Annotated in this window: 22 protein-coding genes; 8 read left to right on the top strand and 14 right to left on the bottom strand. The window is 48.5% G+C overall.

What is annotated here, in order from left to right:
* Positions 1–9: 9 nt before the first annotated feature.
* Complete coding sequence (locus ABN764_RS12830) at positions 10–1,539, bottom strand: spore germination protein (RefSeq protein ID WP_446672094.1); 1,530 nt, start codon at positions 1,537–1,539, stop codon at positions 10–12.
* A gap of 200 nt (positions 1,540–1,739) precedes the next feature.
* Between ABN764_RS12830 and ABN764_RS12825 the strand changes: the two genes are divergently transcribed.
* From ABN764_RS12825 to ABN764_RS12815, 3 genes are all read left to right on the top strand, one after another.
* Complete coding sequence (locus tag ABN764_RS12825) at positions 1,740–2,204, top strand: MarR family winged helix-turn-helix transcriptional regulator (protein WP_021256250.1); 465 nt, start codon at positions 1,740–1,742, stop codon at positions 2,202–2,204.
* A gap of 127 nt (positions 2,205–2,331) precedes the next feature.
* Positions 2,332–2,730, top strand: coding sequence for a DoxX family protein (locus ABN764_RS12820; RefSeq protein WP_090511878.1), 399 nt, complete (start codon positions 2,332–2,334; stop codon positions 2,728–2,730).
* Between the two features lie 124 nt (positions 2,731–2,854).
* Positions 2,855–3,574 (top strand): pirin family protein, encoded by a 720-nt coding sequence (locus ABN764_RS12815; protein ID WP_174808102.1) that lies wholly within the window; start codon positions 2,855–2,857, stop codon positions 3,572–3,574.
* Between the two features lie 129 nt (positions 3,575–3,703).
* Here the strand turns inward: ABN764_RS12815 and ABN764_RS12810 are convergent, their stop codons facing one another.
* Positions 3,704–4,375, bottom strand: a complete 672-nt coding sequence (locus ABN764_RS12810; protein ID WP_028533547.1) for an N-acetylmuramoyl-L-alanine amidase family protein — start codon at positions 4,373–4,375, stop codon at positions 3,704–3,706.
* Between the two features lie 232 nt (positions 4,376–4,607).
* Between ABN764_RS12810 and ABN764_RS12805 the strand changes: the two genes are divergently transcribed.
* The 3 genes from ABN764_RS12805 (at position 4,608) to ABN764_RS12795 (ending at position 8,508) form a co-directional block, all read left to right on the top strand.
* On the top strand, positions 4,608–5,381 hold the full coding sequence (locus ABN764_RS12805; protein ID WP_446672093.1) for a class I SAM-dependent methyltransferase: 774 nt from the start codon (positions 4,608–4,610) through the stop codon (positions 5,379–5,381).
* A gap of 184 nt (positions 5,382–5,565) precedes the next feature.
* Entirely contained in the window at positions 5,566–7,284 is a 1,719-nt protein-coding gene (locus ABN764_RS12800; protein WP_446672092.1) for a phospho-sugar mutase, read from the top strand.
* 144 nt (positions 7,285–7,428) lie between these two features.
* Complete coding sequence (locus ABN764_RS12795; protein ID WP_021256256.1) at positions 7,429–8,508, top strand: M42 family metallopeptidase; 1,080 nt, start codon at positions 7,429–7,431, stop codon at positions 8,506–8,508.
* Positions 8,509–8,925: 417 nt separating this feature from the next.
* On the opposite strand, the gene ABN764_RS12790 is transcribed toward ABN764_RS12795, so the two are convergent.
* Positions 8,926–9,690, bottom strand: a complete 765-nt coding sequence (locus ABN764_RS12790; RefSeq protein ID WP_446672091.1) for an AAA family ATPase — start codon at positions 9,688–9,690, stop codon at positions 8,926–8,928.
* Between the two features lie 176 nt (positions 9,691–9,866).
* Between ABN764_RS12790 and msrA the strand changes: the two genes are divergently transcribed.
* Positions 9,867–10,457: a peptide-methionine (S)-S-oxide reductase MsrA gene (msrA, locus tag ABN764_RS12785; RefSeq protein WP_446672090.1), complete on the top strand. Its 591-nt coding sequence runs from the start codon at positions 9,867–9,869 to the stop codon at positions 10,455–10,457.
* Positions 10,458–10,630: 173 nt separating this feature from the next.
* Here msrA and ABN764_RS12780 read toward each other — a convergent pair whose 3' ends face one another.
* The 8 genes from ABN764_RS12780 to ABN764_RS12745 all read right to left on the bottom strand — a co-directional run bounded on the left by ABN764_RS12780 (position 10,631) and on the right by ABN764_RS12745 (position 21,100).
* On the bottom strand, positions 10,631–11,638 hold the full coding sequence (locus tag ABN764_RS12780) for a zinc-dependent alcohol dehydrogenase family protein (protein WP_446672089.1): 1,008 nt from the start codon (positions 11,636–11,638) through the stop codon (positions 10,631–10,633).
* A gap of 66 nt (positions 11,639–11,704) precedes the next feature.
* Positions 11,705–14,269, bottom strand: a complete 2,565-nt coding sequence (locus ABN764_RS12775) for a beta-mannosidase (protein WP_446672088.1) — start codon at positions 14,267–14,269, stop codon at positions 11,705–11,707.
* 73 nt (positions 14,270–14,342) lie between these two features.
* Positions 14,343–15,404, bottom strand: a complete 1,062-nt coding sequence (locus ABN764_RS12770; protein ID WP_446672087.1) for a BtaManbiosPhlase — start codon at positions 15,402–15,404, stop codon at positions 14,343–14,345.
* A 37-nt stretch (positions 15,405–15,441) separates the two neighbouring features.
* A complete protein-coding gene (locus ABN764_RS12765) occupies positions 15,442–16,389 on the bottom strand; it encodes an MTP-1 family protein (RefSeq protein ID WP_446672086.1) in 948 nt (315 codons plus the stop codon).
* Positions 16,390–16,408: 19 nt separating this feature from the next.
* Entirely contained in the window at positions 16,409–18,046 is a 1,638-nt protein-coding gene (locus ABN764_RS12760; RefSeq protein WP_446672085.1) for an alpha-glucosidase, read from the bottom strand.
* A 36-nt stretch (positions 18,047–18,082) separates the two neighbouring features.
* Positions 18,083–18,922: a carbohydrate ABC transporter permease gene (locus tag ABN764_RS12755; protein WP_044354158.1), complete on the bottom strand. Its 840-nt coding sequence runs from the start codon at positions 18,920–18,922 to the stop codon at positions 18,083–18,085.
* A complete protein-coding gene (locus ABN764_RS12750; RefSeq protein WP_446672084.1) occupies positions 18,909–19,790 on the bottom strand; it encodes a carbohydrate ABC transporter permease in 882 nt (293 codons plus the stop codon). Before ABN764_RS12750 ends, ABN764_RS12755 begins: the two co-directional genes overlap by 14 nt.
* Entirely contained in the window at positions 19,790–21,100 is a 1,311-nt protein-coding gene (locus ABN764_RS12745) for an ABC transporter substrate-binding protein (protein WP_446672083.1), read from the bottom strand. Before ABN764_RS12745 ends, ABN764_RS12750 begins: the two co-directional genes overlap by 1 nt.
* Before the next feature lie 403 nt (positions 21,101–21,503).
* Here ABN764_RS12745 and ABN764_RS12740 point away from each other — a divergent pair, with 403 nt between their 5' ends.
* Positions 21,504–22,517 carry a LacI family DNA-binding transcriptional regulator gene (locus ABN764_RS12740; RefSeq protein ID WP_251485709.1) on the top strand — a complete coding sequence of 338 codons (1,014 nt, stop codon included), beginning with the start codon at positions 21,504–21,506 and terminating at the stop codon, positions 22,515–22,517.
* Positions 22,518–22,687: 170 nt separating this feature from the next.
* On the opposite strand, the gene ABN764_RS12735 is transcribed toward ABN764_RS12740, so the two are convergent.
* The 3 genes from ABN764_RS12735 to ABN764_RS12725 form a co-directional block, all read right to left on the bottom strand.
* On the bottom strand, positions 22,688–23,662 hold the full coding sequence (locus ABN764_RS12735) for a diaminopimelate dehydrogenase (RefSeq protein ID WP_021256261.1): 975 nt from the start codon (positions 23,660–23,662) through the stop codon (positions 22,688–22,690).
* A 133-nt stretch (positions 23,663–23,795) separates the two neighbouring features.
* Positions 23,796–25,238 carry a sensor histidine kinase gene (locus tag ABN764_RS12730; RefSeq protein ID WP_446672082.1) on the bottom strand — a complete coding sequence of 481 codons (1,443 nt, stop codon included), beginning with the start codon at positions 25,236–25,238 and terminating at the stop codon, positions 23,796–23,798.
* Positions 25,235–25,936, bottom strand: coding sequence for a response regulator transcription factor (locus tag ABN764_RS12725; RefSeq protein ID WP_446672081.1), 702 nt, complete (start codon positions 25,934–25,936; stop codon positions 25,235–25,237). Before ABN764_RS12725 ends, ABN764_RS12730 begins: the two co-directional genes overlap by 4 nt.
* Between the last annotated feature and the right edge of the window lie 451 nt (positions 25,937–26,387).

Genomic DNA, 26,387 nt, shown 5'->3' with positions numbered 1-26,387 from the left:
AAACCTCCCTTATGACTTTAACCTATCTACTCCCTCATTTATCCCTGCCGACGACATACGCTCGATCTGCGTATCCTCACTCCACACGGGAACACGGAGCAGAATATCCTTCAGCTCGTTTTTACGCATAGGAGCAATGCCCGATAAATAGGGAACACCAAATGATTTGAGTTTCAACAGATGCGTCGCAAGCAAAATAACTGCCATTATCAACCCAAACAAGCCGAGAAATCCCGAAAATAGCATAATCGGAAAACGCAACATCCGAACCGCTATGCCCATGTTGTAATGAGGCACAAGGAACGAGGATACGCCCGTAATGGATACGACCATTACCATCGGTGCAGATACAAGTCCAGCCGATATTGCCGCTTGACCGATGACGAGCGCACCCACGATGCTGACCGCAGATCCAACCTGCTGAGGCAGACGTGCGCCTGCTTCGCGAATTGCTTCGAACATGATTTCCATTAACAACGCCTCAACAAGTGCTGGAAATGGAATCTGGCTACGCGCCCTCGCCATCGTTAATATTAACTCGGTGGGTATCATCTCTTGGTGGTACGTAATAATAGCGACATAAAGGGATGGCCCGAGCATTGAAATAAGAAAGCAAACATAACGCAACCAACGGATGAGAGTGCCGAAGTAGTGACGATGGTAGTAGTCCTCTGGCGACTGCATGAAAGAAGCCCACAACCCAGGAGCGATGAGAACGACAGGCGAACCATCCACAATGATAACAATCCGTCCCTCCAACAAGTGGGAGGCAGCTACATCCGGACGCTCGGTCGTTACGATTTGGGGAAATAGATAAGCAGGCTTATCCTCCAGACACGCTTCCACATACCCGCTGTCCAGCACGCTTTGCAAGGAGATGCGTTGCAAGCGTCTACGCACCTCTTCCACTAATTTGGGATCAGCAATCCCCTCGATGTAGGCATACCGGATTTCGGTGTGGGTCAACGCGCCGCGCTTTAATGACTCCATTTTTAATTGTTGTGTTCTGATACGGCGACGCAGCAAAGCAACATTTGTCTGCAATGTCTCTACAAACCCATCACGCGGGCCACGAATGACGGATTCGGCAGTCGGTTCTGATACACCACGCTTGTCAAACTTTATAGCATCTATGGTGAAGCCGGCTGCAGCCCTATGAGGAATGAGAATCGCCAAGCCTGATAGGATCGCTTCTATCGCAGTCTCCATAGAATAAATCGGCGTCACCTTCACAGCCGTGACGGTTAGCAGAATATCCTCTACCAGGACATTAGCGGAGTCTGTCTGATCCGGATAACGCTGCTTCAACGGTTCAATAATATGTTCATCCAGCATCGCCGTATCCGTCAGCCCATCCAGATAACATAAGGTAGCCTTCTTGCCTCCCTGCAACTCGAAGGTGTAAAAAATCATGTCTTCACACTGATGAAAGCAATCCTTCAAGAAGACAACATTGTTCTCTCCATAGGAGGACCATTCTACATTTTGCGGCATACCTGCTTGTGCAGTTCCGTTATGCTGCTCTTCTGTTGTAGGCATATAACCCCTCCTCCTTCGAAGTTCCCTACACTGAATACTGACTCTGTACCGAGTCTCCGTCTTCTCCCAATATAGGATTACATGTTCAACTGAAAATTATGAGTTGACAAAGAGTTTTGGGCATGATATATTTATCTCGAATTGGAGATATTAATTTTCAAGATATCAAAACTCCTTACCATAAAGGTGGTGAATGACAGATGACCAGACCTCGTACGGATGCATTCGATCCCGAGATTCAACAATCATTGAAGCTGTTCGTTGTCCTATCCCGCGCATCTAGGGCACTAATGGATTACGCCCAGCAGGATATGAAGCATTATGAGCTCAATCCGTCCGAATTTGCGGTCATGGAATTGCTCTATCATAAGGGTTCTACCCCTATCCAGCAGATTGGCGGCAAGATTTTGCTGGCAAGCGGCACAATGACCTATGTGATCGACAAGCTCGTGAAGAAGGGACTGCTGCAGCGAAGACCTTGCGAGAAAGATCGTCGCGTCATATACGCTGAACTGACACCTGAAGGAGAAGCCGTCATTGGCGACATATTCCCAAGGCACGCGGAGGCTCTTCACGAAGCCGTGAATGGAATGTCTTCAGAGGACAAGGAGCAACTCATTAGCTTATTGAAAAAATTGGGGCAGAGCGTCCCTTCACCGAAATAGCCCTTTTCATCAGAGAAGGGTTTCATTTTGAACTAATATCTCGAATTCGAGATTCTCAGTCAAGTACTTTAACAAATAAACAGGTAAGAAGAACGTTCTTACCTTACACTATTAGGAGGAATATTATATGTTGGCAGATTACGGTTTATTGATTATTCGTCTCGTTATTGGATTGACGATGATGGGACACGGAGCACAGAAGCTGTTCGGATGGTTTGGCGGCTACGGAATTAAAGGTACAGGCGGCTGGTTCGAGTCTATCGGAATGCGTCCTGGCCCACTCATGGCGCTGATGGCTGGGTTGACTGAGCTTGCCGGTGGCTTACTGTTCGGGCTCGGCTTCCTCACATGGCTTGGCGCAGCATTTATTGTCGGTACTATGCTTGTTGCGATTGTGAAGGTCCATGGGGCGAACGGCTACTGGGTAACGTCGAACGGGATTGAATACAACGTGATGCTGATTGCAGCTGCCATCGGTGTTGCACTGATTGGCGCAGGCTCCTTGTCTCTGGACGCACTGCTGTAACTTTTCAGCATTATCCAATTATTAATCGTTCACTAACGCAATTAATCAAAGACTCTGTTCATCAAGGCATACAACTGCCGAACCTAATCGTACAGAATATGAACCATAGTGGGAGGACTCTACAATGAACACGACAATGAAACGTTCCATCCAACGGGCTGGAGACCGCTATCATAACAACCATGGTTGGTTGAAGACATACTTCAGCTTCTCCTTCGCTGATTACTATGATCCAGAAAATATGCACTTCAGCGAACTGCGTGTACTAAATGATGACCATATTGCGCCGGGTACTGGTTTTGGTCTACATCCCCATAAAAACATGGAAATCGTAACCGTCGTCTTGAAAGGTGAACTGGAGCATAAGGACAGCACAGGCAACCGCGAAATTATCGTGCCTGGTCAAATTCAACGCATGAGCGCCGGAACAGGGATCTACCATGGTGAAGCGAATGCGTCCAGCTCTGAGCCGCTTGAATTGCTGCAATTATGGTTTATGCCGGAACGACTCGGGATCGACCCATCCTATGAGACGCATACTTACGGCTTGGAATCTATCCAGAACCGCCTGCTTCCGGTCGTATCCAATCACGCAGAAGAGCTTGGAACTGCCCATATTCATCAAGATATGACGATGTATTTGGGCCAATTCCCAGAGGGAGAAGAAGTGACTATCGAACTACGACCGAACCGCTCCCTGTATGTATTCGTGATGGAAGGCGAAGTTGGCTTCGAGGACGGTGAAGTACTACATCGTCGTGATGCAGCTCGTATCAAGAATGCCGATACGATGAAGTTCCACTTCAGACCAGGCACTCATGTGATGGTCATCGATTTGCCTTAATCATTTTTCTCTATTTTGCCCCCTTCCCAATTCATATATAATAAAAAGAACAAGGGATGCACTGAAGTGCACCCCTTGTTCTTTTTATATCTACATTTCAATTTGTACCCTGCTCTCTTACATTCCGTATTAACGCAGCACGTCTATGATTCCATCAACAATTGTCTTAGCCGCTTGTTCTTGAAAAGCCTGCGACTTCATTCGCTTCTCATCATCATGATTGGAGATGTATCCAAGCTCAAGTAGGATCGACGGTCTTGAATTATCCCGCAGCACCATGTAATCTCCTACATGAACGCCGCGATCTCGCATATTGAAGCTCTGCTTCAGATGCTCATGCATCGTGTTGGCAAGCTGCCAATTGTTATCATCGTAATAGTAGGTCGTCATTCCTTCTGCTTCTCCCGTATCGAAAGCATCATAATGAACGCTCACATAGAGATCTGCTGACTTCTCTTCAGCGACGTCAATTCGCTGCTGCAAAGATACCGTCTCGTCCTGCTCTCTTGTGACCACGACCTGTGCGCCTGTCCGTCGCTGAAGTTCGCGCTTAATCGCCTGAACGGTCTGCAGCGTCACATTCTTCTCCAGTGTGCCCTGCTGGCCAACCGAGCCTGAATCCTGTCCCCCATGGCCGGGGTCAAGGACGATCGTCTTCCCTACTAGTTGCTGTCCTCCGCCCTCAGGTGAGTGCAGTAGGACATGTTCCTCCTGTGAGCCATGTACATCCTGCATATAAACATAAGTCGAGAGCCCCAAGAATAGGAGCGCCGATAAACATACCATAGTCAATCTTTTCATTCGTAGACTACCTCTTCCCTTCTCTATCAATCTGGTTGATGAAACTAGTTTACTAGCCTCATATCAAGATGAGATAAAGATCGGGTAAAGAAAAAAGCCACTTTCTTGGAGAAAGTGGCTACAGCAGCGCTTTCATTGTTATTGCTGCCTCTTATACTATCAAAATTGACACACCCATTACCAAGAATTACAATCCAGCTATAGCTATATTCCGTATATCAAGGAGGATATTATGAACTTAACTGAATGGGATTTATCTGAATACGAGGATCCTGCATTGTATGATATTGAAAATCAGGGCTGTCCAGAACTTTCCCTGCTTCTCACCTGGATTCAACAGCAAGCAGTGAATGCTGGCCCTATTATGGATTTAGCTTGTGGTACAGGGCGATTAACAATACCAGTTGCCGAGGCCGGATATGCCGTGATCGGTATCGATCTTCATGAAGGAATGCTGGAACAAGCCCGTGCGAAGGCAGCGTCTCGTTCGGACCTGAATATCCAATGGATGCAGCAAGATCTAACTGCATTGAATCTAACAACTGGAGCGCCTCTCGCCTATATGGTGGGCAACTCGTTCCAACACTTCTTAACCAATGAGCTGCAAAATCGCCTCTTGCAGTCTGTTCACCACCTGCTCACGGATAACGGGATATTTGTCTTTGATACACGCTTCCCGACCGCGGACGAACTGCTTCAACTACAAGAGGAGGAGTTTTGGCACTCCATCCCGATGGGATCGCAGCAGCGATGCGATGTGTATACGCTAGCGGTATACGACCCTGTGACACAAATTCAGCATTATACGATAATCCGCCGCTTCCGTGAAGGAGAGAAGACAGTGATGGAACGTACATCGACCATTCATCTTCGATACACGTATCCACAAGAGCTGGCAAGACTTCTGGAGTTGAACGGGTTTGAACTTCTCCATTTATATGGAAATTGGTCTGCCGAGCCGTTGCAAGCTTCATCATCAATGATCGTCATCTGCCGCAAGGTGTAGAAGCATGTACGAAAGCATCAATTCGCTTTGTGAATCATATATTTGTTTCATTGTTCAACAGACTACACACATTCGGGAATAAAAAGGAATCTATGATTTTTACACATGCAGGTAGCTTCATTATCCAGTACAATAGGATAAGTAACCGTTAGGTAAATGATTTTGTTGAAGGAGGATTTCACGAATGGACACTGCACTGCGTGCACAGCAGGCCTACGATGCGTGGTTGAACGATGCGCACATCGATGAGGCGACGAAGGCAGAATTGCAGCAGATTGCTGGCAACGAACGAGAAATTACAGACCGTTTCTATAAAGACTTGGAATTTGGTACAGGTGGCTTGCGCGGCGTGATTGGCGCGGGGAGCAACCGCATGAATGTATATACAGTAGGCAAAGCAACTCAAGGTCTTGCCCAATATTTGAAGGCAGAAGAAGCTGCTCCTTCCGTCGCGATCGCTTACGACTCTCGCCACTTCTCTCCAGAGTTCGCGCTTGAAGCGGCCTTGGTGCTAGCGGGCAATGGCGTAAAGGCATATGTGTTCGAAAGTCTGCGCCCTACTCCTGAGTTGTCCTTCTCTGTGCGGAACCTAAAGGCAAGCGCAGGCATCGTGGTAACGGCAAGCCACAACCCGCCAGAGTACAACGGGTACAAAGTATACGGCAACGATGGTGGACAAATCACGCCACATACAGCATCACGCGTCATTGCTGAAATTCGCGGCATCGAATCATTCGCGAGCATTCAGAAGCTTAGCCGCGAGGAAGCAGAAGCACAGGGACTCCTCGTGTGGCTTGGGCAAGAGATGGACGAAGCATATATAAATGCCGTGGCTTCTGTCAGCCAAAATGAAGATATCATTCGCTCATCTAGCGATTCGTTCCGTGTACTGTTTACGCCGCTTCATGGTACAGGCAATAAGCCCGTACGCGCCGTATTGGATCGCATCGGCTTCCAGCAGGTTCGAGTCGTGGCAGAGCAAGAGCTGCCAGACGGCAGCTTCCCTACCGTGAAGTCGCCAAACCCTGAAGAGCGCGAGGCATTCAGCATTGCCATCGAGCAGGCTAAATCTTGGGATGCGGACATTATCATGGGTACAGACCCGGATGCAGACCGCATGGGTGCTGTTGTGAAGAATGCGGACGGTGAATATGTCGTGCTGACCGGCAACCAGTCCGGAGCGATTATGGTGCATTATTTGCTGGACGCGATGAAGACCAAGGGGACATTGCCGGCGAACGGAGCTGTGATCAAAACGATCGTAACGAGTGAGCTCGGTGCAGCAATCGCTCAATCCTTCGGCATGACTGTATTTAACACGCTCACTGGCTTCAAATATATCGGCGAGAAAATGACAGAATTTGATCGCACAGGCGAGCATACCTTCATCTTCGGCTACGAAGAAAGCTATGGCTATTTGGCAGGCAACTATGCACGCGATAAGGATGCTGTTATCGCAGCTATGCTCATCAGTGAAGCTGGTGCTTATTACAAAGCACAGGGCAAGACACTGTACGAGATTCTACAAGATTTGTATGCGCAGCATGGTCATTATCTCGAAGGACTGCAAACACGTACGTTGAAAGGTGTGGAAGGTGTAGCGATCATTCAAGGCATTATGAATAATTGGCGTGAAGATGCTCCTTCCACAGCAGGCGGTGTGGCTATCACCTTAACGGAAGACTTCGCACAAGGTCTGTATGATCTGCCAAAGGAAAATGTACTGAAGTTCCACCTCGAGGATGGCAGCTGGTTCTGCCTCCGTCCATCCGGAACTGAACCGAAGATTAAGATGTACTTCGCCGTGAAGGGCTCTACTGGCGAACATGCTGCAGCACGCTTGCAGCGCGTATCTGAAGACGTAATGTCTCGCATTGACGCATTTATTCAAGCGCAATCTTAATATTCATTATTGTGTTAATCAAATAGATATATTTTACGCCGTCCTGGCTTTCTCTACAGGACGGCGTTATCATGCTTGCATCCTGCATCAAATCGGTTCATACTAAAATGATGAACAGGCTTTAGTGATGAAAGGAGCAATCCCATGCAACAGGAAACGTTAGAATTATTCCGCACGCTGACGGAATTCCCTTCCGCTCCCGGCTTCGAACGGGAACTGCGTGCCTTGGTAAAAACCGAATTATCCAAATATACAGATGAATTCGTGCATGATGCACTCGGCAGTGTCTTCGGCGTTATGCGTGGCGACGAGCAAGGCCCTCGCGTTATGGTAGCCGGCCATCTAGATGAAGTTGGTTTCATGATCACGCAAATTACACCAAATGGGATGCTGAAGTTCCAACCGCTTGGCGGCTGGTGGGGACAAGTTGTACTTGCCCAACAGGTCGAAGTTATTACGCCAAACGGCCCGCTTCCAGGTGTTGTAGGCTCCATTCCGAAGCATCTGCTTGACGAAGCTACAGCGAACAAGCCTGTAGACGTGAAGCATATGTACATCGATATTGGTGCGGACAGCCGTGAAGAAGCTGAACAGGCAGGCGTTCGCCCTGGACAACAAATCGTTCCAGTCTGCAAGTTCACTCCCTTGCTTAATCCGAAGAAAATTATGGCCAAAGCATGGGACAACCGTTATGGTGTTGGACTTGCCATTGAATTGATGAAGGAACTTCATCGTGAACAATTCAAGCTTCCAAACACACTGTTCTGCGGTGCAACTGTTCAAGAAGAGGTTGGTCTTCGCGGTGCCCGTACATCTGCCAACTTGATTCAGCCCGATATCTTCTATGCACTGGATTGCAGCGCAGCGAATGATATGACGGGTGACGTGAATTCCTTCGGCCATCTCGGCAAAGGTGCATTGCTTCGCATCCTCGATCCTACGATGATTACACATCGCGGTCTCGTGGAGTTCATCCAAGATATTGCGGATACATATCGCATTCCGTATCAATACTTTGTATCTCCAGGCGGGACAGATGCTGGCCAAGTGCATTTGAGCAACAAGGGTGTTCCTTCGACGGTCATCGGCGTATGCGGACGATATATCCACACACCTGCTTCGATCGTTCATACAGATGATATCGACGCAGCGAAGGAACTTCTTGTTCAATTGGTGAAGCATACTGACCGCACAACGTACAACACGATCGTAGAGCGTTCGTAACGATATTTTTTAAACCAAATCGGCAACATGTAAACGAAATCGATTTAATAAGAGCGCAGAACGTTGTATCTGAACAACGACTGCGCTCTTATTATGGTATCGGATTTTATTTGGAATAACGGAGCTCTACTAGACCAGTTGAATAGCTGTGCGTTCCAAGCAACTGGAACGTGCGCATCGTGTGATGTTGTCGTGCCATTTACGATTCGTCGTCAATACATAAGCCTCTTTGTCCTCGTAGGGGTGTATGTACCGAACGTTAGCACTTAATCATAGGTGTGTCACCCCATAATGAGCGTATCTATCTTACAATAGGACATACCCGTAATCTTGATCCGTGGACAGCCAATCAACATCCCCGTTGTCACGTGCCGCGTACCTGTCCAAGCTGATCGCAATGTGATAACGTAATGCATCTCAATCATTGAACAGCGTCCGAAGCATGGCATCCCGATCATTCATGAAGCTCTTGGTAATGATGTAATGATCCGTCTCTTCCAGCGCAACCTGACGAATGCCCTCCTCATCCAACTGCCATATATCCGCGTCGGGATAGGACATTAAAATGGGAGAATGGGTTGCAATAATGAATTGAGACTGCTTGCCAACCAGTTCATGCATCCGTGCAAGAAGCGTCATCTGCCGCAGCGGCGATAATGCGGCTTCGGGCTCGTCCATCATGTACATCCCCCGACCGCCAAAACGGTGCAGGAACGTATTCAGGAACGATTCTCCGTGAGACTGCTCATGAAGCGATTCCCCCCCATACGACTCCTTGATTTTTGGACCTGGCGACTCGGTTGCATCAAGCTCCTCTATGTTCGTCGCTACATTGTAATAACTTTCCGCACGCAAGAAAAATCCGTCTCGTGGACGCTGTATTCCCCGTGACAGCCGGAGATAACGGTGCAGCACCGAATGCGTGGCTGAGGTTTCAAATGAAAAATTCAAGGATCCGCCTTCCGGATTAAATCCCCAGGCAATTGCCATTCCTTCCAGCAATGTGGATTTTCCTGTTCCGTTCTCCCCGACAATAAAGGTTACGGGCTTGCGAAAAGAAAGCTGGGTAAAAGGGCGGATAGCAGCGAGGGCAAAGGGGTATTCATGAAAGGATGGTACTTGTTCGCGCAGCAATGTTATATGCCGCAAATAGAGCGGCAATGGATCGAGACCGAAGTTCATATTCATATCACTCCTTGGCAGTTGAGTCTTCCCGCGGTACACTGTTAAAAAGCGGTATTCCCATTTCTGAATGCGTCAGATAAGCGTTCATGTAGATCATGTATCTGAATTTATGTAGATAGGTAGCCGTGAATATAGAATATTATCTATTATTGTGAACAGGGAGGGCAACTACGATGTCAATACCTGCGGGACAACCCACTACTCTCAAAGTTAATGGGCGGAATGAACAGAGCAACAGAATCGAAACCGCTACATTTGCAGGAGGATGCTTCTGGTGCATGGTTAAGCCGTTTGATCAGTGGGAGGGCGTGCATCGCATCGTATCCGGATATACGGGCGGACACATTTCCAATCCATCCTATGAACAAGTTAAATCGCAGACTAGCGGCCATCTGGAGGCCGTACAAATCACGTATGATCCAGACATCATTTCTTATGAGACTATTCTCGATCTGTACTGGATGCAAATCGACCCCACGGATGATGGAGGTCAGTTCCACGATCGCGGGGAATCTTATACGACTGCCATCTTCACGCATACCGATGAGCAGCGCCGCTTGGCGGAGGCATCCAAGGCCGCGCTGGATACAAGCGGCCGTTTCGATAAGTCCATTATCACATCTATTCGCAATGCCACTCCATTTTATCCCGCGGAGGACTATCATCAGGACTATTATCGCAAAGAGCCGGAACATTATAAGGCTGATCGTGCCAAGTCTGGTCATGACGAATTCATTGCTCAGCACTGGAACATGTCCAATTAGAGCTATGTTGCATTAAAGGAAGGTATTCCCCCTAACCACATATAACGAGGTGAACACATTAGACTTTGGCCTCCGCTCTCAGATTGAAACAGCCGCCCAAGCAAAGAGCCGGGGCGGCTGTTTCGATTATTCCATATTGCAGGCATCTATATAGGTTGAACAATTGCTACTTGCTATTCGTGCATGATAACACCTTTTGTCACATTCAACTGAGGATAGCGCGACATGATGTCCGGCAACTCTCCCATACGGAAGCGATGGCTGATAAGCGGCTCGATGCGTACAATTCCTTGCGCAATAAGCGTAATTGCTTCCTCGTGTGTGTATGGATTGATGAACGATCCCATAATGCGCAGCTCCTTGCTGAATATTTCGAAAGGTGAAATGCTCACGCGTGCCTCCGGGGCAGCGACACCGAAGAGCAGCACCTGTCCGCCCTTGCGCGCGGCTGCGCACGCCAATTCGACTGACTCGGGTCGGCCAACGCATTCGATAACAACGTCGGCGGAGTTCTCCAGTCCGACTGATCCTCCATCAAAAGGCGATACAACAGCATGTGCACCGATTGCCAGCAGCGAATCGTGCTTATGCACGATTGGCTCTATCACGGTAATGTGCGCAACACCCGCAGCTTGGACGAGCTGCAGGAACAGCTGGCCAATGAAGCCGCCACCCGCAATGATCACGTGCTGATTCGCCCGCAGCTCCAGCTTCTTGAACCCATGCAGCACGCAGCCGAGCGGCTCGACCATCGCCCCTTCTATCAAGCTGACCTGTTCCGGCAGCTTGTAGCAGTTGGCGGCGGGAACGACGCACCGTTCCCCCATTCCGCCGTCCCGTGTCACGCCAACCGCCTGCAAATGATCACACAGATGAGCACGGCCCCCGCGGCAATATTCGCACGAACCGCAATACATATTCGGATCGACTGACACCCGATCGCCTGGCTGCAAATTCGCTACATTCTCACCTATAGCCTCAATTGTTCCGGCCAGCTCATGCCCGAGCACGATCGGCGGCGTTACCTCCGCTGATCCCGGATGCCCATGATAAATATGCTGATCGGTGCCGCAAATTCCGCAGCAAGCGACCCGCAGCCATACCTCATCCTTGCCAAGCTGGCGCTCGTCCCATTCTGTAACTTCTATGGTTTTTGTTCCACGAAGAACTGCCGCCTTCATGCTCCTCATCCCTTTTCACAAAATAATGTCGTAATACTGTTACTAGCCACGCTGTTCTCGCCATCGTTATCTGGCGCTATCTACAACTTCATTCAACGCAGATACGCGCAGCGTATTCCACGGAATGCTCTTTCCTTCGGATTGCGAGACTTGTATTTCCTTAACCTGTCCAGGCAGCAGATCGAAGAAGTTGTCGCTCATCACGATCCATTCCTCATCGAGCTCGATTTTGACCATGCGCGCAACCCGTTCTGCGCTCACCCGGATAACGCTTGCTGCCTCATCCACTTCAACCTGAAGTTTCACGGCGTCGAAGCGCATATCCTTGTAATCGCGCAAATAAACGAAATTATCCTCCAGCAATCCATTCGCAGAGGTCAAGACGCATACGACCTCTGTCGGATCGGCCCCATTCGTCAGCTCCGCTTCAGTCAGCACAGCAGCCTCTATCTTGCTATTCGCCGGTACGGATACATCCAGATTAAATTCACTTAGTACCGTTCCATCCATCATATACACGGTCAGGCGGGCTGTATCCACATAGGCCTCCAATCGGTCGTTCAGCACCCACAATCGCAGATCCTGACCAGCGTCGTGATCCGCTGTCAGCAGCACGGGCGCGAAGAATTTGCGAGCGTAATGATACGAAGCCTTCGGTAGTCCGTAGTAATCGATGACCGACCAGCTCGTACCCGGCCAGCAATCATTCAGCTGCCAGAACAACGCACCGCTCGTATCCGGCTTATTGCGGCGGTAATGTTCAATGCCGTATCTCAAGCCTTCCGCCTGCGTCAGCATGGAGTAGTTCATATATTCCTCTATATTTGTAGGCGCGCCCGTATATCCTTCCATAAGCAGAATGCCTTTCGGCTGATGGATATCCTTATTCCGGTACATCATCTCTTCACTGCCCCAGAAGAATTGGTTCTCCGGAATATTGCGCTGCAAGGTGTAGCGGTTGGAAGAAGCATGCATCCCGAATTCGCTAGCGAACTTGGTCGTGTCGCCTTTGAACTTTTTGAATGACAATCCTTCTATGCTATAGTCCTGCACCTGCGGCTGACCGAACACACGCGGCTCGATGTTGCCGTGCCATACCTGCCAGTTGTGAGTGTCGCCAACCTCACGGGAATTGTGATCGTTGCCCCCGTATGGCGAGCTCGGCCAGAACGTGCGCGTCGGATCAAGCGTCTCCAGCATAGCTGGCATCAATTCGTGATATATTTTCTCGCCATAGAATGGGTGCGGAATTTCACCGATTGAATACAGCGCCTCATACAGCCAGTCGTTCTCATTATTGCCGCACCACAGCGCGAGGCATGTCCGACTACGCAGCCGCTTGACGACCTGGTCGATTTCCCGCCGTACATTGTCCATAAAGTTGCGGTTATAGTCCGGATAGAGCGCGCAGGCGAACATAAAGTCCTGCCAGACGAGCAGGCCAAGCCGGTCGCATTCATCATAGAAGATGTCGCGCTCGTAGATGCCTCCACCCCACACGCGCAGCATATTCATATTGGCCTCTTGTGACATGCGAATTAGCCGTGTATACCGGTCATCCGGCACAGCCGCAATGAAGCTGTCGATCGGAATCCAGTTCGCGCCCTTCGCGAACAGCTTCACGCCATTGAGCACGAACGTGAAGGCATGTTCACCTGCTTCGTCGTGCAGCATCAATTCCAGTGTGCGGATACCGAACTGCTGCTGCCATGTGTCAACTGCTTCGCTGCCGCTCCGAAGTGTCACCTTTAACTGGTACAGGTATGGTTCGCCCAGATCATGCGTCCACCATAGCGTTGGATTCGGGACATGCAGACGCACGTCACCGGATCGTCCTTGCGCGCAAATGGCGCCGTCTTGTACGAAGCCCAGGCTGCGATCAAACGGAATCGATTGCGACGCGACAAGATTCCCTTGCGCATCAAGCAATTCTACTTCTGCGAGGCACGCCTCGCTGCGGTCGAACATCCGCGCATCGACAGTCACGTCTACGACTGCTTCCCCGTCCTTCACTTCCAACGTACGTGCAAACACGTTGTCTACATAGCCATGGCGGCGCTTGACGAGATGAACGTCCTTCCAAATGCCTGCACAGACGAGACGCGGCCCCCAGTCCCAACCATAGTGGCTTTGCGCTTTCCGTGTCCAAATCCGCTTTTTGCTGAACCCGGACCAGTAATACTGAATTTTGTCTTTGGCATGCAAATGAACCGGATCGATCTTAACCGCCAACACGTTCTTGCCCTTGTTAAGCTCTCTTGTTACCTCGAACGAATGGCTGATGAACATATTGTCTGTCGAGCCTAATTCGACTCCGTTCAGATAGACGGTTGCAAACGTATCAAGCCCCTCAAACAGAAGCTCCATCCGCTCTCCGGCTTCCCGTTCGCCGTCCCAAGTGAACACCGTGCGGTACCACCACACCTTCTCCTCGACCCAGCGGCACTTCTGGTCGTTATGCCCATAGAACGGATCCTCAATAATGTTTCTTTCGATTAGGGTCGTATGCACATCGCCAGGCACCTGCGTCGTCATCCAGAAATAATCGATATAATCAGGGGAGGCTACCTCTAAGTCACGTGCTTCGCCAACATTGAAATCGCGCAGCTTCCAGTTATCAGTTAATCTCATCTCGCACTCCTATTCAGAAAACGCCAAAACCTTCTGGTTTTGGCGTTTTCACGTCTCTTTGTTCTATATTCGTCTATACGTACGTTAAGCTGTCCAAAATTTCCTTGACGCTTAACTCAGCGCAGGCCATCGATGTATCTGCTACACCATAGTACATCTTCACCGTGTCGCCTTCTACGATAGCTCCGCAAGAGAAGACGACATCGCCAAAGAAGCCATTTTTCTCATAATCCGCTTCCGGCTCCATCACTGGCTTATCGGAACGGGCGATAACCTTCGTCGGATCATTCAAGTCCAGCAGAAGGGCGCCCATGCAATAGCGATGATCCTTCGTCGCTCCATGGTACAGCTCCAGCCATCCCTTCTCTGTCTTGAACGGCACAGCGCCGCCGCCCATACGGCCGCCATCCCACATGCCTGGACGCAAGCCAGCCAGATGGTGATGATTGCCCCAATATAGCAAATTATCCGATTCCGCAATCCAGATTTCCGGGTTGCCGATGCTCTTCATTGTTGGGCGGTGCAGCGCATAATATTTTCCATTGATTTTTTCCGGGAAAATAAGTACATCCTTATTATCCGGGCCGAAAATCATACCGTGATGCGTTACGTTCACGAAGTCCTTCGTCGATACCATGGATTCACCGATTCCAACCGGGGAAACGGCGGAGAAATAGATATAGTACGTATCTCCAATCTGCGTTACCCGCGGATCTTCAATACCGAACATCTCCAATTCCGTAGACGGATATACGAATGGTGCTTCATCGATCGTAAAGTTATGCCCATCCTTACTGCGCGCAATGCGAACATAAGAAATTGAAGTCAAATATTCGAAAGTCGCGTTCTGTGTCTTGTTGCGGATCACACGCGGATCCGAGAAGTCATAGCGTTCATCATCTGTGCGAAGATCAATAATGTCCAATTTCTTCGTTACTGGATTGAACAGAGGAGCCTTCACGATGTTCGGGTCGTTGCTGATCGGACGCTCCGCTACACGCAGAAGCAACAGCACTTCGCCATTATAGGTTGCAACGCCCGCGTTGAACGCGCCAATGACTTCGAAGTCATCACGGTGTGGCTTGACGTCGACCGGCGTAATGATTGGATTTTCTTCATAACGATAAATATTCATGTTGTAGACTCCTTAAGCTGTAAAATAGTAAATACTATTATGCCTGTTCAAACTCTTGGAACGGATCATCTATCGTCAAACGGTGTGCTTCTGCATCGCTTATGCCGGCATACAGCACTGCCGTGCCATCGCCGTTGCGTACGAGTCCACCGCTGAATACGACATCTACAAGGTCAGTACGCTTCGCGGCACCGGGCAGGAATTTATCACGAACAGCGATAAGCTTGATATCGGAATACTTGCCCGTTGCCGGGTCGAGAACGAATACCATTGGGTAATAGTGACGATCCCCTTGTGCATCAAAGTTAGCGATATGACCGAGTACACCGATTCGATCATTGCTTAGCAGATGCGCTTCGTTAGCGCCTCCCCACTCTTCGTCAATGAATTGTCCGTCAAGCAGCGGAGTATTGTTAACAAGCTCAATGGATAGATCCTCTAAGCGATTCACACGAGCAAAGCCAATTTTTCCACGGCCGCCCTTTTCTCCTTGCGGGCGGGTAAAGACGCCAACGCTGCCATCTTGAAGCTCAACAAGACGCAAATCCTTCATTCCGTCCGGCCCCTTGAAGAAAGGCTTCAGCTCCGCGATGCTCTTCCCTTTGTAGAACACCGTGCGCCACATAAGGGCGTTCTCCTGTGTCGGATGCGGATAAATTTGCACGCCGCCGAGTACGAGCTCGCCGCCGAATCGCGTTTGAAACGGATCTTGTAGCTCGAATGTTGGTGCGCCTTCACGCGGCGCCCATTCCCCGTTCCGTTCAACAAAGAAACGAACTTCGGAAAATTCACTGTCACGTGATTCGACGCGTCCAGCAATGACAAGCTCGCCTGCATCTTCAAATGGAGCCGTAATATTGTATACGTCCTTGTCGCCAACCCCGGTAAACGACAGCTTCTCTGCGTTCTGTGCCAATGGTTTATGCGCCATATATTCCTGCAATAGGATTTCGCATGTCTTTACACTGCCTTTGATTAATTCCATGACGGACACATCTCCTTCATTAAATAGTCTCGCTTATCCAGACGACCGCTTCGTACGGACGAAGGATGAACGAACCAAAATCTTCAGCCGTTTCGCGACAATTCGATAAGGCCAAGTACGAGTTACCTGCAATTTGAACGCCGGACGACAGCGCCAACGGTTTCGCGCCAAAGTTAAGCGCCACGAGCGCTTCTTCGCCATCTGCGCGTCTGACGTATAGCAACGTATCCTCACGCCGCTCCATATAGATATAATCGCCTCTATAAAGTGCCGAATGCCGGCGCCGGAGTGCGATTAACTTCCGGTAAAATTGATAAATAGAATCTGGACGCTGCTTTTCTGCTCTCACGTTCAACAGACGATGCTCCGGCCCCATGCCAATCCATGGTTCAGCCTCCGAGAAGCCGCCGAATTTCTCCTCCGTCCATTGCATCGGCGTACGGGATTTGTCCCGGCACTTCGCATTGGCCATATGCAGCGCCTCTTCGGAGGACTTGCCGTTCGCAAGCGCCAGCTGATACGCGGTCAGCCCCTGAACGTCACGCATATCCTCGATTGTCTCAGCCACGAAATCGCGCATCCCAATCTCGTCACCGTAATAGAGAAACGGCACACCCTTTGCGGTCAACATCAGCGTGGCGATCAGCTTCGCACGTTTCTCCTCCAGCTCTGGATTTCCATCGCCGAACCGTGAAATGTGCCGCGGCATGTCGTGGCTGCTAAAGAATAGCGTCGGCACTTGATCAGATGCATGAACCTCTTCCATCTTCTGCAACTCTGTATAGAGACGATCGAACGAGAATGTCTCCTGACTGCCTAGATTGAAGTTGAATACGACGTCAAGCAGCCCTTTGCCGCTATAACGGCTCAATACGTCCATATCCTCCGAGCCGATCTCGCCAACCATGAATGCCCCTTCCCGTTCATGCACGTACGCGCATATCTCGGCAATCGCATCCAAGATGCCGGCTTGGTCCTTATCGTGCAAATGCTGCTGCTCGCCTGCCGCATCGTACGGATTATCAAGAAATTCTCCGGATACTTTCAAGAAGTTAATGACATCGAGACGGAAACCGTTGATGCCCTTATCAAGCCAAAAACCCATAACTTCCTTCATCGCCGTGCGTACGTCAGGATTGGCCCAATTCAAGTCGACCTGTTCCTTCGCAAATGCATGGTAATAATATTGTCCCGTCGATTCGTCATACTCCCACGCGGGCCCGCCGAAGAACGATTCCCAATTGTTAGGAACATCCCCTTCGACTGGATCTTTCCATATATACCAATCGCGCTTCGGATTCGTCTGCGATGATCGAGATTCTTTAAACCACGGATGCTCCACAGACGTATGATTCAGTACAAGGTCAACGATGACCTTAAAACCGCAATCATGCGCCTCACGAATGAAAGTGTCGAAATCGACCATCGTTCCGTAGTCAGGATCGATGGTCGTATAATCGGCGATATCATAGCCATTGTCCACCTTAGGCGATAGATAGAAAGGCGTCAGCCATAAGCCTTCGACGCCGAGCTCCTGAAGCTCGTCAAGCTTGGATACAATACCAGCAAAGTCTCCTATTCCATCACCGTTTCCATCACAAAAGCTCGGCATATAGATTTCATAAAACACGGCAGATTTCCACCAGGGTGTCTCCATTTTCTCCACTCCCATTGCGTAGTCCATCTGCTACGATTACTTCAGGCTGAATTGCATACCTTCTTTGAACTTTTTGCCGAACACGAGGAACATGATTATAATCGGAAGCGTCAACAGCACCGACGCGGCATACAGCGGACCTGGATAACCGCCATAAGGGCCGAACATTTGCGACAAAAGCACGTTCAGCGTCAGCATATTGTCACTGCGTACAACGATCATATCCCACAGCAATTCTGTCCAGCGCTCCATGAGCAGGAACAAGAAGATAACCGCAGTAATCGACTTCGACATTGGCATCATGATGCGATACAAAATCTTGAAGTCGGACGCTCCATCCAGCTTCGCCGCCTCGATGAATACCGTTGGAATTGCCTTGAAAAAGTTCGTATACATGAAAATTGCCCATAGGCTGATCGCTTTGGGAATAATCATTGCCCAGTACGTATCATACAAACCGATCTTCTGGATGACGAGGAAGTTCGGGATGAGCAGGATGATCGCCGGAAAGAACATATGGAACAAGACGAAATTGTTCACAGTGTCCCGCCCCTTGAAATTCAGCTTCGACAACGCGTAAGCTACCATGACGCCGAAGAGCATCATGAGTGCCGTCGATACAACCGAAACGATCACGCTGTTCAGGAAAGCATTCAGCCATGGACGAGCAATTCCAGACTCGCCGCCGGTAAATAGCCACTCGTACGATTTCAGAGAGAAGCTGCCCGGTATAAGTTTTCGGTCAACCTGCGACCAATCAGCGAACGAGTTTAATACCATGTACAAATAGGGATATACCATGACCAGAAGCAGGAGCGTTGCTACGATGTAACGAACCGTCAAACGGAATTTGTTGTTTTGTTTAGACCCAACCATTTCGTTTACCCCACGTTTCCAGCAGTTTTTTAATGATGAAAATTGAAATGAACGTAACTACAGATGCCAGTATCGCAACTGCAGAAGCGTAGCCCGCCTGCAAGTTCTTGAACGCTTGGGTATAAATCTCCATCTGCCAAGTGTTCGTAGCGAAGTTCGGTCCTCCGCCCGTCAATTGGTAAACCTCTGTAAAAATACCGAAGGTAACGCCAAACGCCAGAATCAGTGTTGTATACATTGCAGGGTATAGTAACGGTAACGTGATCTTCCAGAAGCGCTGTCGATCCGTAACTCCGTCGATCGCTGCTGCTTCATATACTTCCTTATCAATGCTTTCGAGTCCGGATGTAAGAATAAGCGCATAATATCCGGTAAATTTCCAAGCGATGATGAGCGCTACGATACACAGCGCCGATAGCGGTGAGCCAAGCCAGTTGATGTCAAGTTCAAAGTTGTTGCGTAGAAAAACATTCACCGGACTGTTAAAGGAAAGGAAGCCCTTCACGATAAGCGATGCCACGACACCCGATGATAAGTACGGCAAAAAGAAGCCAATTAAATAAAGACTGCGGAACTTCGGCAATCCTTGTACAAGCACGGCTACTCCGAGTGACATTATGGTAACGAGCGGCACGAACACAATCATGAATTTATACGTTACCCAAAATGCCGATACTACACCTGGCGATGACAGAGCCTTAATGAAGTTTTTAAAGCCGACAATATCGTATTCTGGTGCGATTAAATCCCAGTTCGTGAATGACAGAAAGAGGGACCATATTAACGGTCCCAAGAAAAATACAAGACCATAAATGAGGTAGGGACTGGTGAATAACCAGCCCAACCGATTATTTTGCTTATCAACCATTATTGAAGTTCCCCTTCAATTGCCTTTTTCATATTATCCCATGCAGTCTTCGGATCGATTTCGCCTCTAACTACCTTGTTGAAAGCCTCTTGTCCAATAATTGTCTGTAATTCGTTGTACCGTGGGTTGTCGATTGCCGGAACACCATGCGGAACGGATTTTGCATACAATTCAAGTCCAGGCGATTTTTGCATAATATTTTTGAATTCTGGCAACTCAGCCAAATCGTCGCGCGCCGGAGGCAAGTTCGTCTTCTCGAACCATGTCGCGTCGTGCTTCGCATCGGAGTATACCCATTTGAGGAACTCGGCAGCCGCTTCCTGCTGCTCCTTCGGCACACTGGAGAAAATAACGAGACCTTTCGCATCAGAGAACGTCTTCGCTTCCGCAGGATTCATTCCGTCCGGAACGGGAGGAAGAGTGAGCGTATACGTCTCATTGAATTTCATTTCCGGGAATCTTTCAGCCCAATAGTTGAATGTCCATGGTCCAAGATCCGTAAAGATACCTGTTCCTGTTTCAAACGGATCAGTTACGTTTTTCGAGAGAATTGCGTTTTCTTTGCGCAGATTGTCTACAAACTCCAGCGTTTTGACGCCTGCTGCTTCATCTCCGACAAATTTGTTGCCGTCAATAAACTTGTTGCCGTCAGATGATGCGTTATATAGCATAAAGAAGTCGAACCAGCGTTTCCAAGGGGTAGGATCCACTAAATCTGCACCTTTGCCCCATACATATTTATCCGGGTATTTCGCTTTCAGCTTCTTCGCTACATCCAACACTTCGCTATACGTCTTCGGCGCCTCGTTATAGCCAAGCTCCTTTAGAATGTCAATGCGCCAGCCGAACAACATCGGGTTGGAGTAAATCGGAAGCACGTATTGATTATCGTCAGCAAATTTCCAAGGCTCGAGCGTTTTCTCCATATTGCGGCTCGACACGATATCATTGAACTGCGGTAACGAATTCAGCGGAACAAGCGCTTTACTTTTCGCTAGCTGAGCTGCGAATCCGCGATTGATGTTCTCCGAAATAGCCGGAGCGTTCCCTCCTGCAATTGCCGCCTGAATGCTCGCTTCCGAGCTTGGCGATTCTTTAATGGCAGATACATTGATTTTAATCTTCGGATTAACAGCCTCATATTCCTTGGCCATTTCCATCCAGTAAGCTTGCTGTGGCGGATTCGGTGCCGCCCAAAGTTCAATCGTAGTTACTCCGTCTGCGCCTTCCTTCGTTGTCCCTCTTCCGCAAGCAGCCAAGAGAGAGAAGACCATCGTAAGAATCAGCAATACTGACAGTTTCTTTTTCATTGAAAAAAACCTCCTGTAGATGGTGTAATAACCAAATTTAACATTACAAAATATTTTGTAATGTTAATAAATAAGGTTACAATAACAGCATGAAAGCGTTTGTATTAACATTATTATTCAAATAAATACCCTTGTCAATCTACAAACAATGGATATTATGTACAACCATCTTTCTTCACATGAGTTATTCAACTTAACAAAATTATTTTGTAACGTTATAATACAAATTGTAATGTTGTATTGTTTTGGATTGATTTCTGGCATAATTTCATATAGCCAATCTCATGAATAAACCATCTATTCGCTAGAATTGATTATTTATTACAAAATCATTCAAGTTTTTCTTAAATATTTTGATACCTTACAGTTATGATAATGAATGAAAGGAAGGGCGAACCTATTTATGAGAACGAAAATAACGATGCAGGATATTGCTGATTTTCTCCATATTTCAAAAAACTCCGTATCCCAAGCTCTTTCCGGGAAAGATGGCGTCAGCGAAGAAACGCGTCGACTGATTATTGAAACAGCGGAAAGAATGGGTTATGAGTATCCTTCTGCACGCAAGAAACGGCTATCTGAACAATCCGGCAACATCGCACTCATTGCTTCGGATTTCGCATTTGCGCAAAAAAGTTTCTTTGGGGAGATATATTTGAGTGTAGAACAGGAAACGAGGAGACGAAGCAAACATCTGCTTATTCAATCCATAAATGAAGAAACGGAACGCGAGCTTGTATTGCCTCTTTTTTTGGAAAATAAGGATGTAGATGGTATTATAATCTTGTCACACCTCAGCACATCTTATACCAATGCGGTTATTGCAACTGGAATACCGACAGTGCTCATTGATCACCACCATCCCGCTATTCATGCGGACTGCATCCTAACAAACAATCGCTTCAGCGCTTACGAAGCCGTTCAGCATCTATACGATTTAGGGCACCGGCATATCGGCTTTATGGGGAATATCAGTTTCTCGCCGAGCTATCATGAGCGGTTAGATGGATATCGATTAGCACTTCACGATAAGGGCATCGCCGCGAATCCGGAGTGGATTGTGAAGAATGCACTCGAGGAACCCAAATATGTAATGCAGACGATGAAATCTATAGGTACTCAACCGACTGCTTGGTTTTGTGTTAACGATGGTCTTGGATTTCTCCTTAACTCAACTCTTCATCAGCTCGGCTTCCAAGTGCCGAAAGACATATCTATTTGCAGTTTTGACAATGGCCAGTTGTCTCGTTTAGCCACGCCGATGACAACCACAATGGGGATTGATCTCAACCAATTTGGTCGCAAAGCTGTCGAACGACTTTTCTGGCGCATGGAACACAAGCATGAGCCATATATGGAATTACTGCTACCAACGAAGCTCATCGTACGCGAATCGACAGCCTCTGCCAAGAGGTAATCGAAGGCTTCGTAGCAGAAGGGGAAGGCATCACTTATTCCTAACAGCCTCGAACATTCGAATAAAAAGGGGCTGTCCCAAAAGTCTAGAGCGACTTGGGACAACCCCTTCCTATTAACGAATAGCCCCGAAATATCAAGGGTTCGATCCGACTTATTTACGTTACCTTATTACAGTAATTCCTTGCGGAGCTGCTCCGGAGACTTCGGAGACAACAGGCCGAATGGAATATCGAATACTGTGCGCGCACCGGACTCGCCGCGTTGTGCCAGACGATATACAGCACGAGCATAAGCAACGAGAACGCTCGCTGTGAACTCAGGGTTGCTGCCCAAGTTCAGACCGAACTCCATAATTTGCGATGTGCCTTCACCAGTCACGCCGCTGCGGAATACAAGACCGCCGTGAGGCATTGCAGAGTGATTCGTCTTCAGCTCTTCTTCGCTGATGAAGTTCACGATTGTGTCGTAGTCTGCGAAGTAGTTCGGCATGGACTTGATTTCTTGCTCAATGCGAGCCTTGTCCGCCCCTTCTTCTACTACAACGAAGCATTCACGCAAATGCTTCTCGCGAGTGGACAATTCAGGGTTCTCCCCTTGACGTACCTTCGCAACAGCTTCCTCGGAAGGAATTGTGTATTGTACACCGTTCTTAACGCCCTCTACACGGCGAATTGCATCGGAGTGACCTTGGCTCACGCCACGTCCCCAGAATGTGTATTCATTGCCCTCTGGTAGAACAGATTCGAACAACAAGCGGTTCAAGGAGAACAAGCCTGGATCCCAACCTGTCGAGATAACTGCAACATGTCCGTTTCCTTGAGCAGCTTCATCGACAGATGCGAAATATTCAGGTATACGCGCATGTGTATCAAAGCTATCCACCGTGTTGAACATACGTGCAAGCTCAGGACCTTGCTCTGGAAGATCCGTTGCAGAGCCTCCGCACAAAATCATTACATCTACTTTATCTTTGTAAGATTCCGCATCATTGAGTGAAAAGACAGGAACCTCTGCTTGTATGGATTCTGGGCTGCGACGTGTGAAAATGCCAACGAGCTCCATATCTGAATTTTGGCGGATCGATTTCTCTACGCCCTTGCCTAAGTTACCGTAACCTACAATACCTATACGAATAGATGACATGAGGTTGCTCCTCTCTATTTCTAAAATCATGGACTAGTATAATATATAAAGTAGATTTGCACAAAATGACATAGATTATTCGCTATACTTGTTGCATTCTGTTGCTACTGCTCTTCAGCTGTCAACTCTTTTGCTATCTACGTAATGGGAAACTGAGTGTGATACGTGCCCCTCCTTCAGGCGTATTCGCTGCTTGAATGCCTCCCCCATGCTTACGCATAATGAGCTTCGCCATATACAACCCAAGTCCGGCATGCCCTTGATATTGCGAACGTGATGCGTCGCCTTGAACGAACTTATCAAATACGGAATCCAGCATATGTGCTGGGAATCCAGTTCCCGTATCTGTAATCGACATCTCCAGCTCATGCGCTTTCCATTCCGCCTTCCACGTAATTGTGCCGCCTGAAGGTGTGAAGCGTAAGCTATTAGCGAGCAGATTGTCCATAAGCTGTCTCAGACGATCCCCATCGAGAAGCAGCGCTCCCTCTGCTTGTTGATCTGCAGGTGGGATGCAATGGAATTCAATCTGCTGTTCCGCGCACAACTGCTGCATATCCTGTGCGATCTCTTCCATAAATCGATTCATCTCTACTGGCTTTCGGTTCAAACGGAACTGCGGTGACTCCATTTCCGACACCTGATTCATTTCCTGCACGAGCCGAATGGCCCGCTTTGTATTCTTATCAATCGTCGTCAAATATCGCTGCAGACGATCCGGACGATTCATTCCACCATCCAGCAAACCCTCTACATGACCTTGCACGATTGCGAGCGGGGTACGCAGATCATGTGCGAGCGCAGCTACCATCTCGCGCCGCCGCTGCTCCATCTTCCACTCACGTTGCAGAGACAAATATAGCTCCCGCCTCATCTCGTCGAATGCCTTCATGAGTTGAGCCATTTCCGAAGTACCTTCATAGGAGAAGCTAAAATCCAGATCCCGCTGCTGAACCCGTCTCGTGCCCTCTATTAATTCCTCGATGGGGCGGCTCAGCTTGTGGCCGAACCTTCGACCGAACAGCCATGCAAATAGAATGACAAATAGAAAAGGTGAAAATAAGACCGCGATGACTAACAGTCCGAAGTAAGGGCCTAGCTTCGATCGCACAGTGACGCCAACAGAAAGTGTGTAGTTGATGACTACAGCTCCCTGCAGTTCGCCTGACTGATTGACGATAGGCAATACGTTGCGAGCACGCCCCATTCCCGTCATCCCGCTTGCATTGAGTAGGGAAATCAGTTCGCGCCCACCACGTATGTTCGGATCAGGCAGCGATCCATATCTATATTGACCTGTTCGATCAACAACTGCGTAACGTATCCCCTTCTCATCTACTAATCGTTCGATGAGCGATTGATTTTCCTTATCCAGCAAGCGTTCCCCTTCTGATTCTACTAACTTGCGTATGGGCGGAATCTGCTTCTCATAGTAATTGGCAGGTCTGAGCACGCCGTCGTCATACGATTGCATCCATATGAAGGCTCCCCATACAACAATCGTCAGTGCCAGACTCGTACCGATTACCCACACAAAGTATGTAATAAACTGACGTTTAAAGGAGTGCATGCTCATTCCTGCACCTTCCATTTGTAGCCGATGCCCCATACGGTTTCAATCCAGCGCGATGGCGTGTGAACTGCTGCCATCTTCGCCCGAATATTCTTCACATGCTCCGTAACTGTCGTATCATCTCCAAGGGCGTCCATACCCCATACCTGTTCGTAAATATGCTCGCGTGCAAATACCTGTCCCGGATGGAGAGCAAGCAGTTCTACGATCGCGAACTCCCTGCTTGTTAACGGCAATCGCTTGCCTTCATAACGAAGCTCCATCCCCTTCACATCCACTGTAAATGCTCCAAATATGAGTACTTGCTCATGATTATCCTGCTGCCGCACATAGCGTCGTTCTCTTCGAAGATGCGCTTCAATGCGCGCCTTCAGCTCACGCAAGCTAAATGGCTTGCTAATATAATCATCGCCCCCTGCCGCTAGACCGTATATACGTTCTGCTTCACTCACCCTCGCACTGACAAATAGAATCGGGCAAGCAACCGCTTCTCGAACCTGCTTACACCATTCCACTCCATCCGTGCCAGGCATCATAACGTCGAGTACAATTAGGTCGGGCGACTGTTCCGTAATAAGCCGCTGCGCCTGATCCGCATTGTGTGCCGTGCGTACCGAATACCCGTCATCCTCCAATGAATCACGTACGAACACCGTCATTTCTTCCTCATCATCGACCAGCAATATGTTAGCCCGTTCCATGCCTTTGTTCCCCTTTGGTGGCAAAATTCCAATCCTGTATGTTTTCCTTTTCTTCGACTATGTAAATGATTGACGATTGCTACGTTGCCTTATCACCGCTTTCTATCTCAATTTCCTTCGGTAACTATGATCTCTATTAAATATGAACCCTATAGATTAGGATCTCTATTGATAATGAACATTGTTAAATATGATCGATATGAAATACGATCCGCATTAATAGTTGTTCTGTTAAACACCGTTGCCCCCGCTTAGTTGCACTTCTACGTCATGATTTTCTTATAGCAGTCATCATATCTAGTCTAATGCAACTCTCTCACACAGAGCAAATAAGCCAGGATCGTTCAATAAAGCAATGGATTCAAAAGAGCAATGAGTTCGATACAATAAGACGACATGAATCAGAATAAGCGTACCGTGAACCGCCGACAGGCACTTCCACTGCACGCTT

Source organism: Paenibacillus wuxiensis (assembly GCF_040195695.1).
Classification (GTDB): domain Bacteria; phylum Bacillota; class Bacilli; order Paenibacillales; family Paenibacillaceae; genus Paenibacillus_B; species Paenibacillus_B suaedae.
The sequence above is the reverse complement of the archived record's forward strand: the minus strand, read 5'-3'. Positions and strand labels throughout refer to the sequence as shown.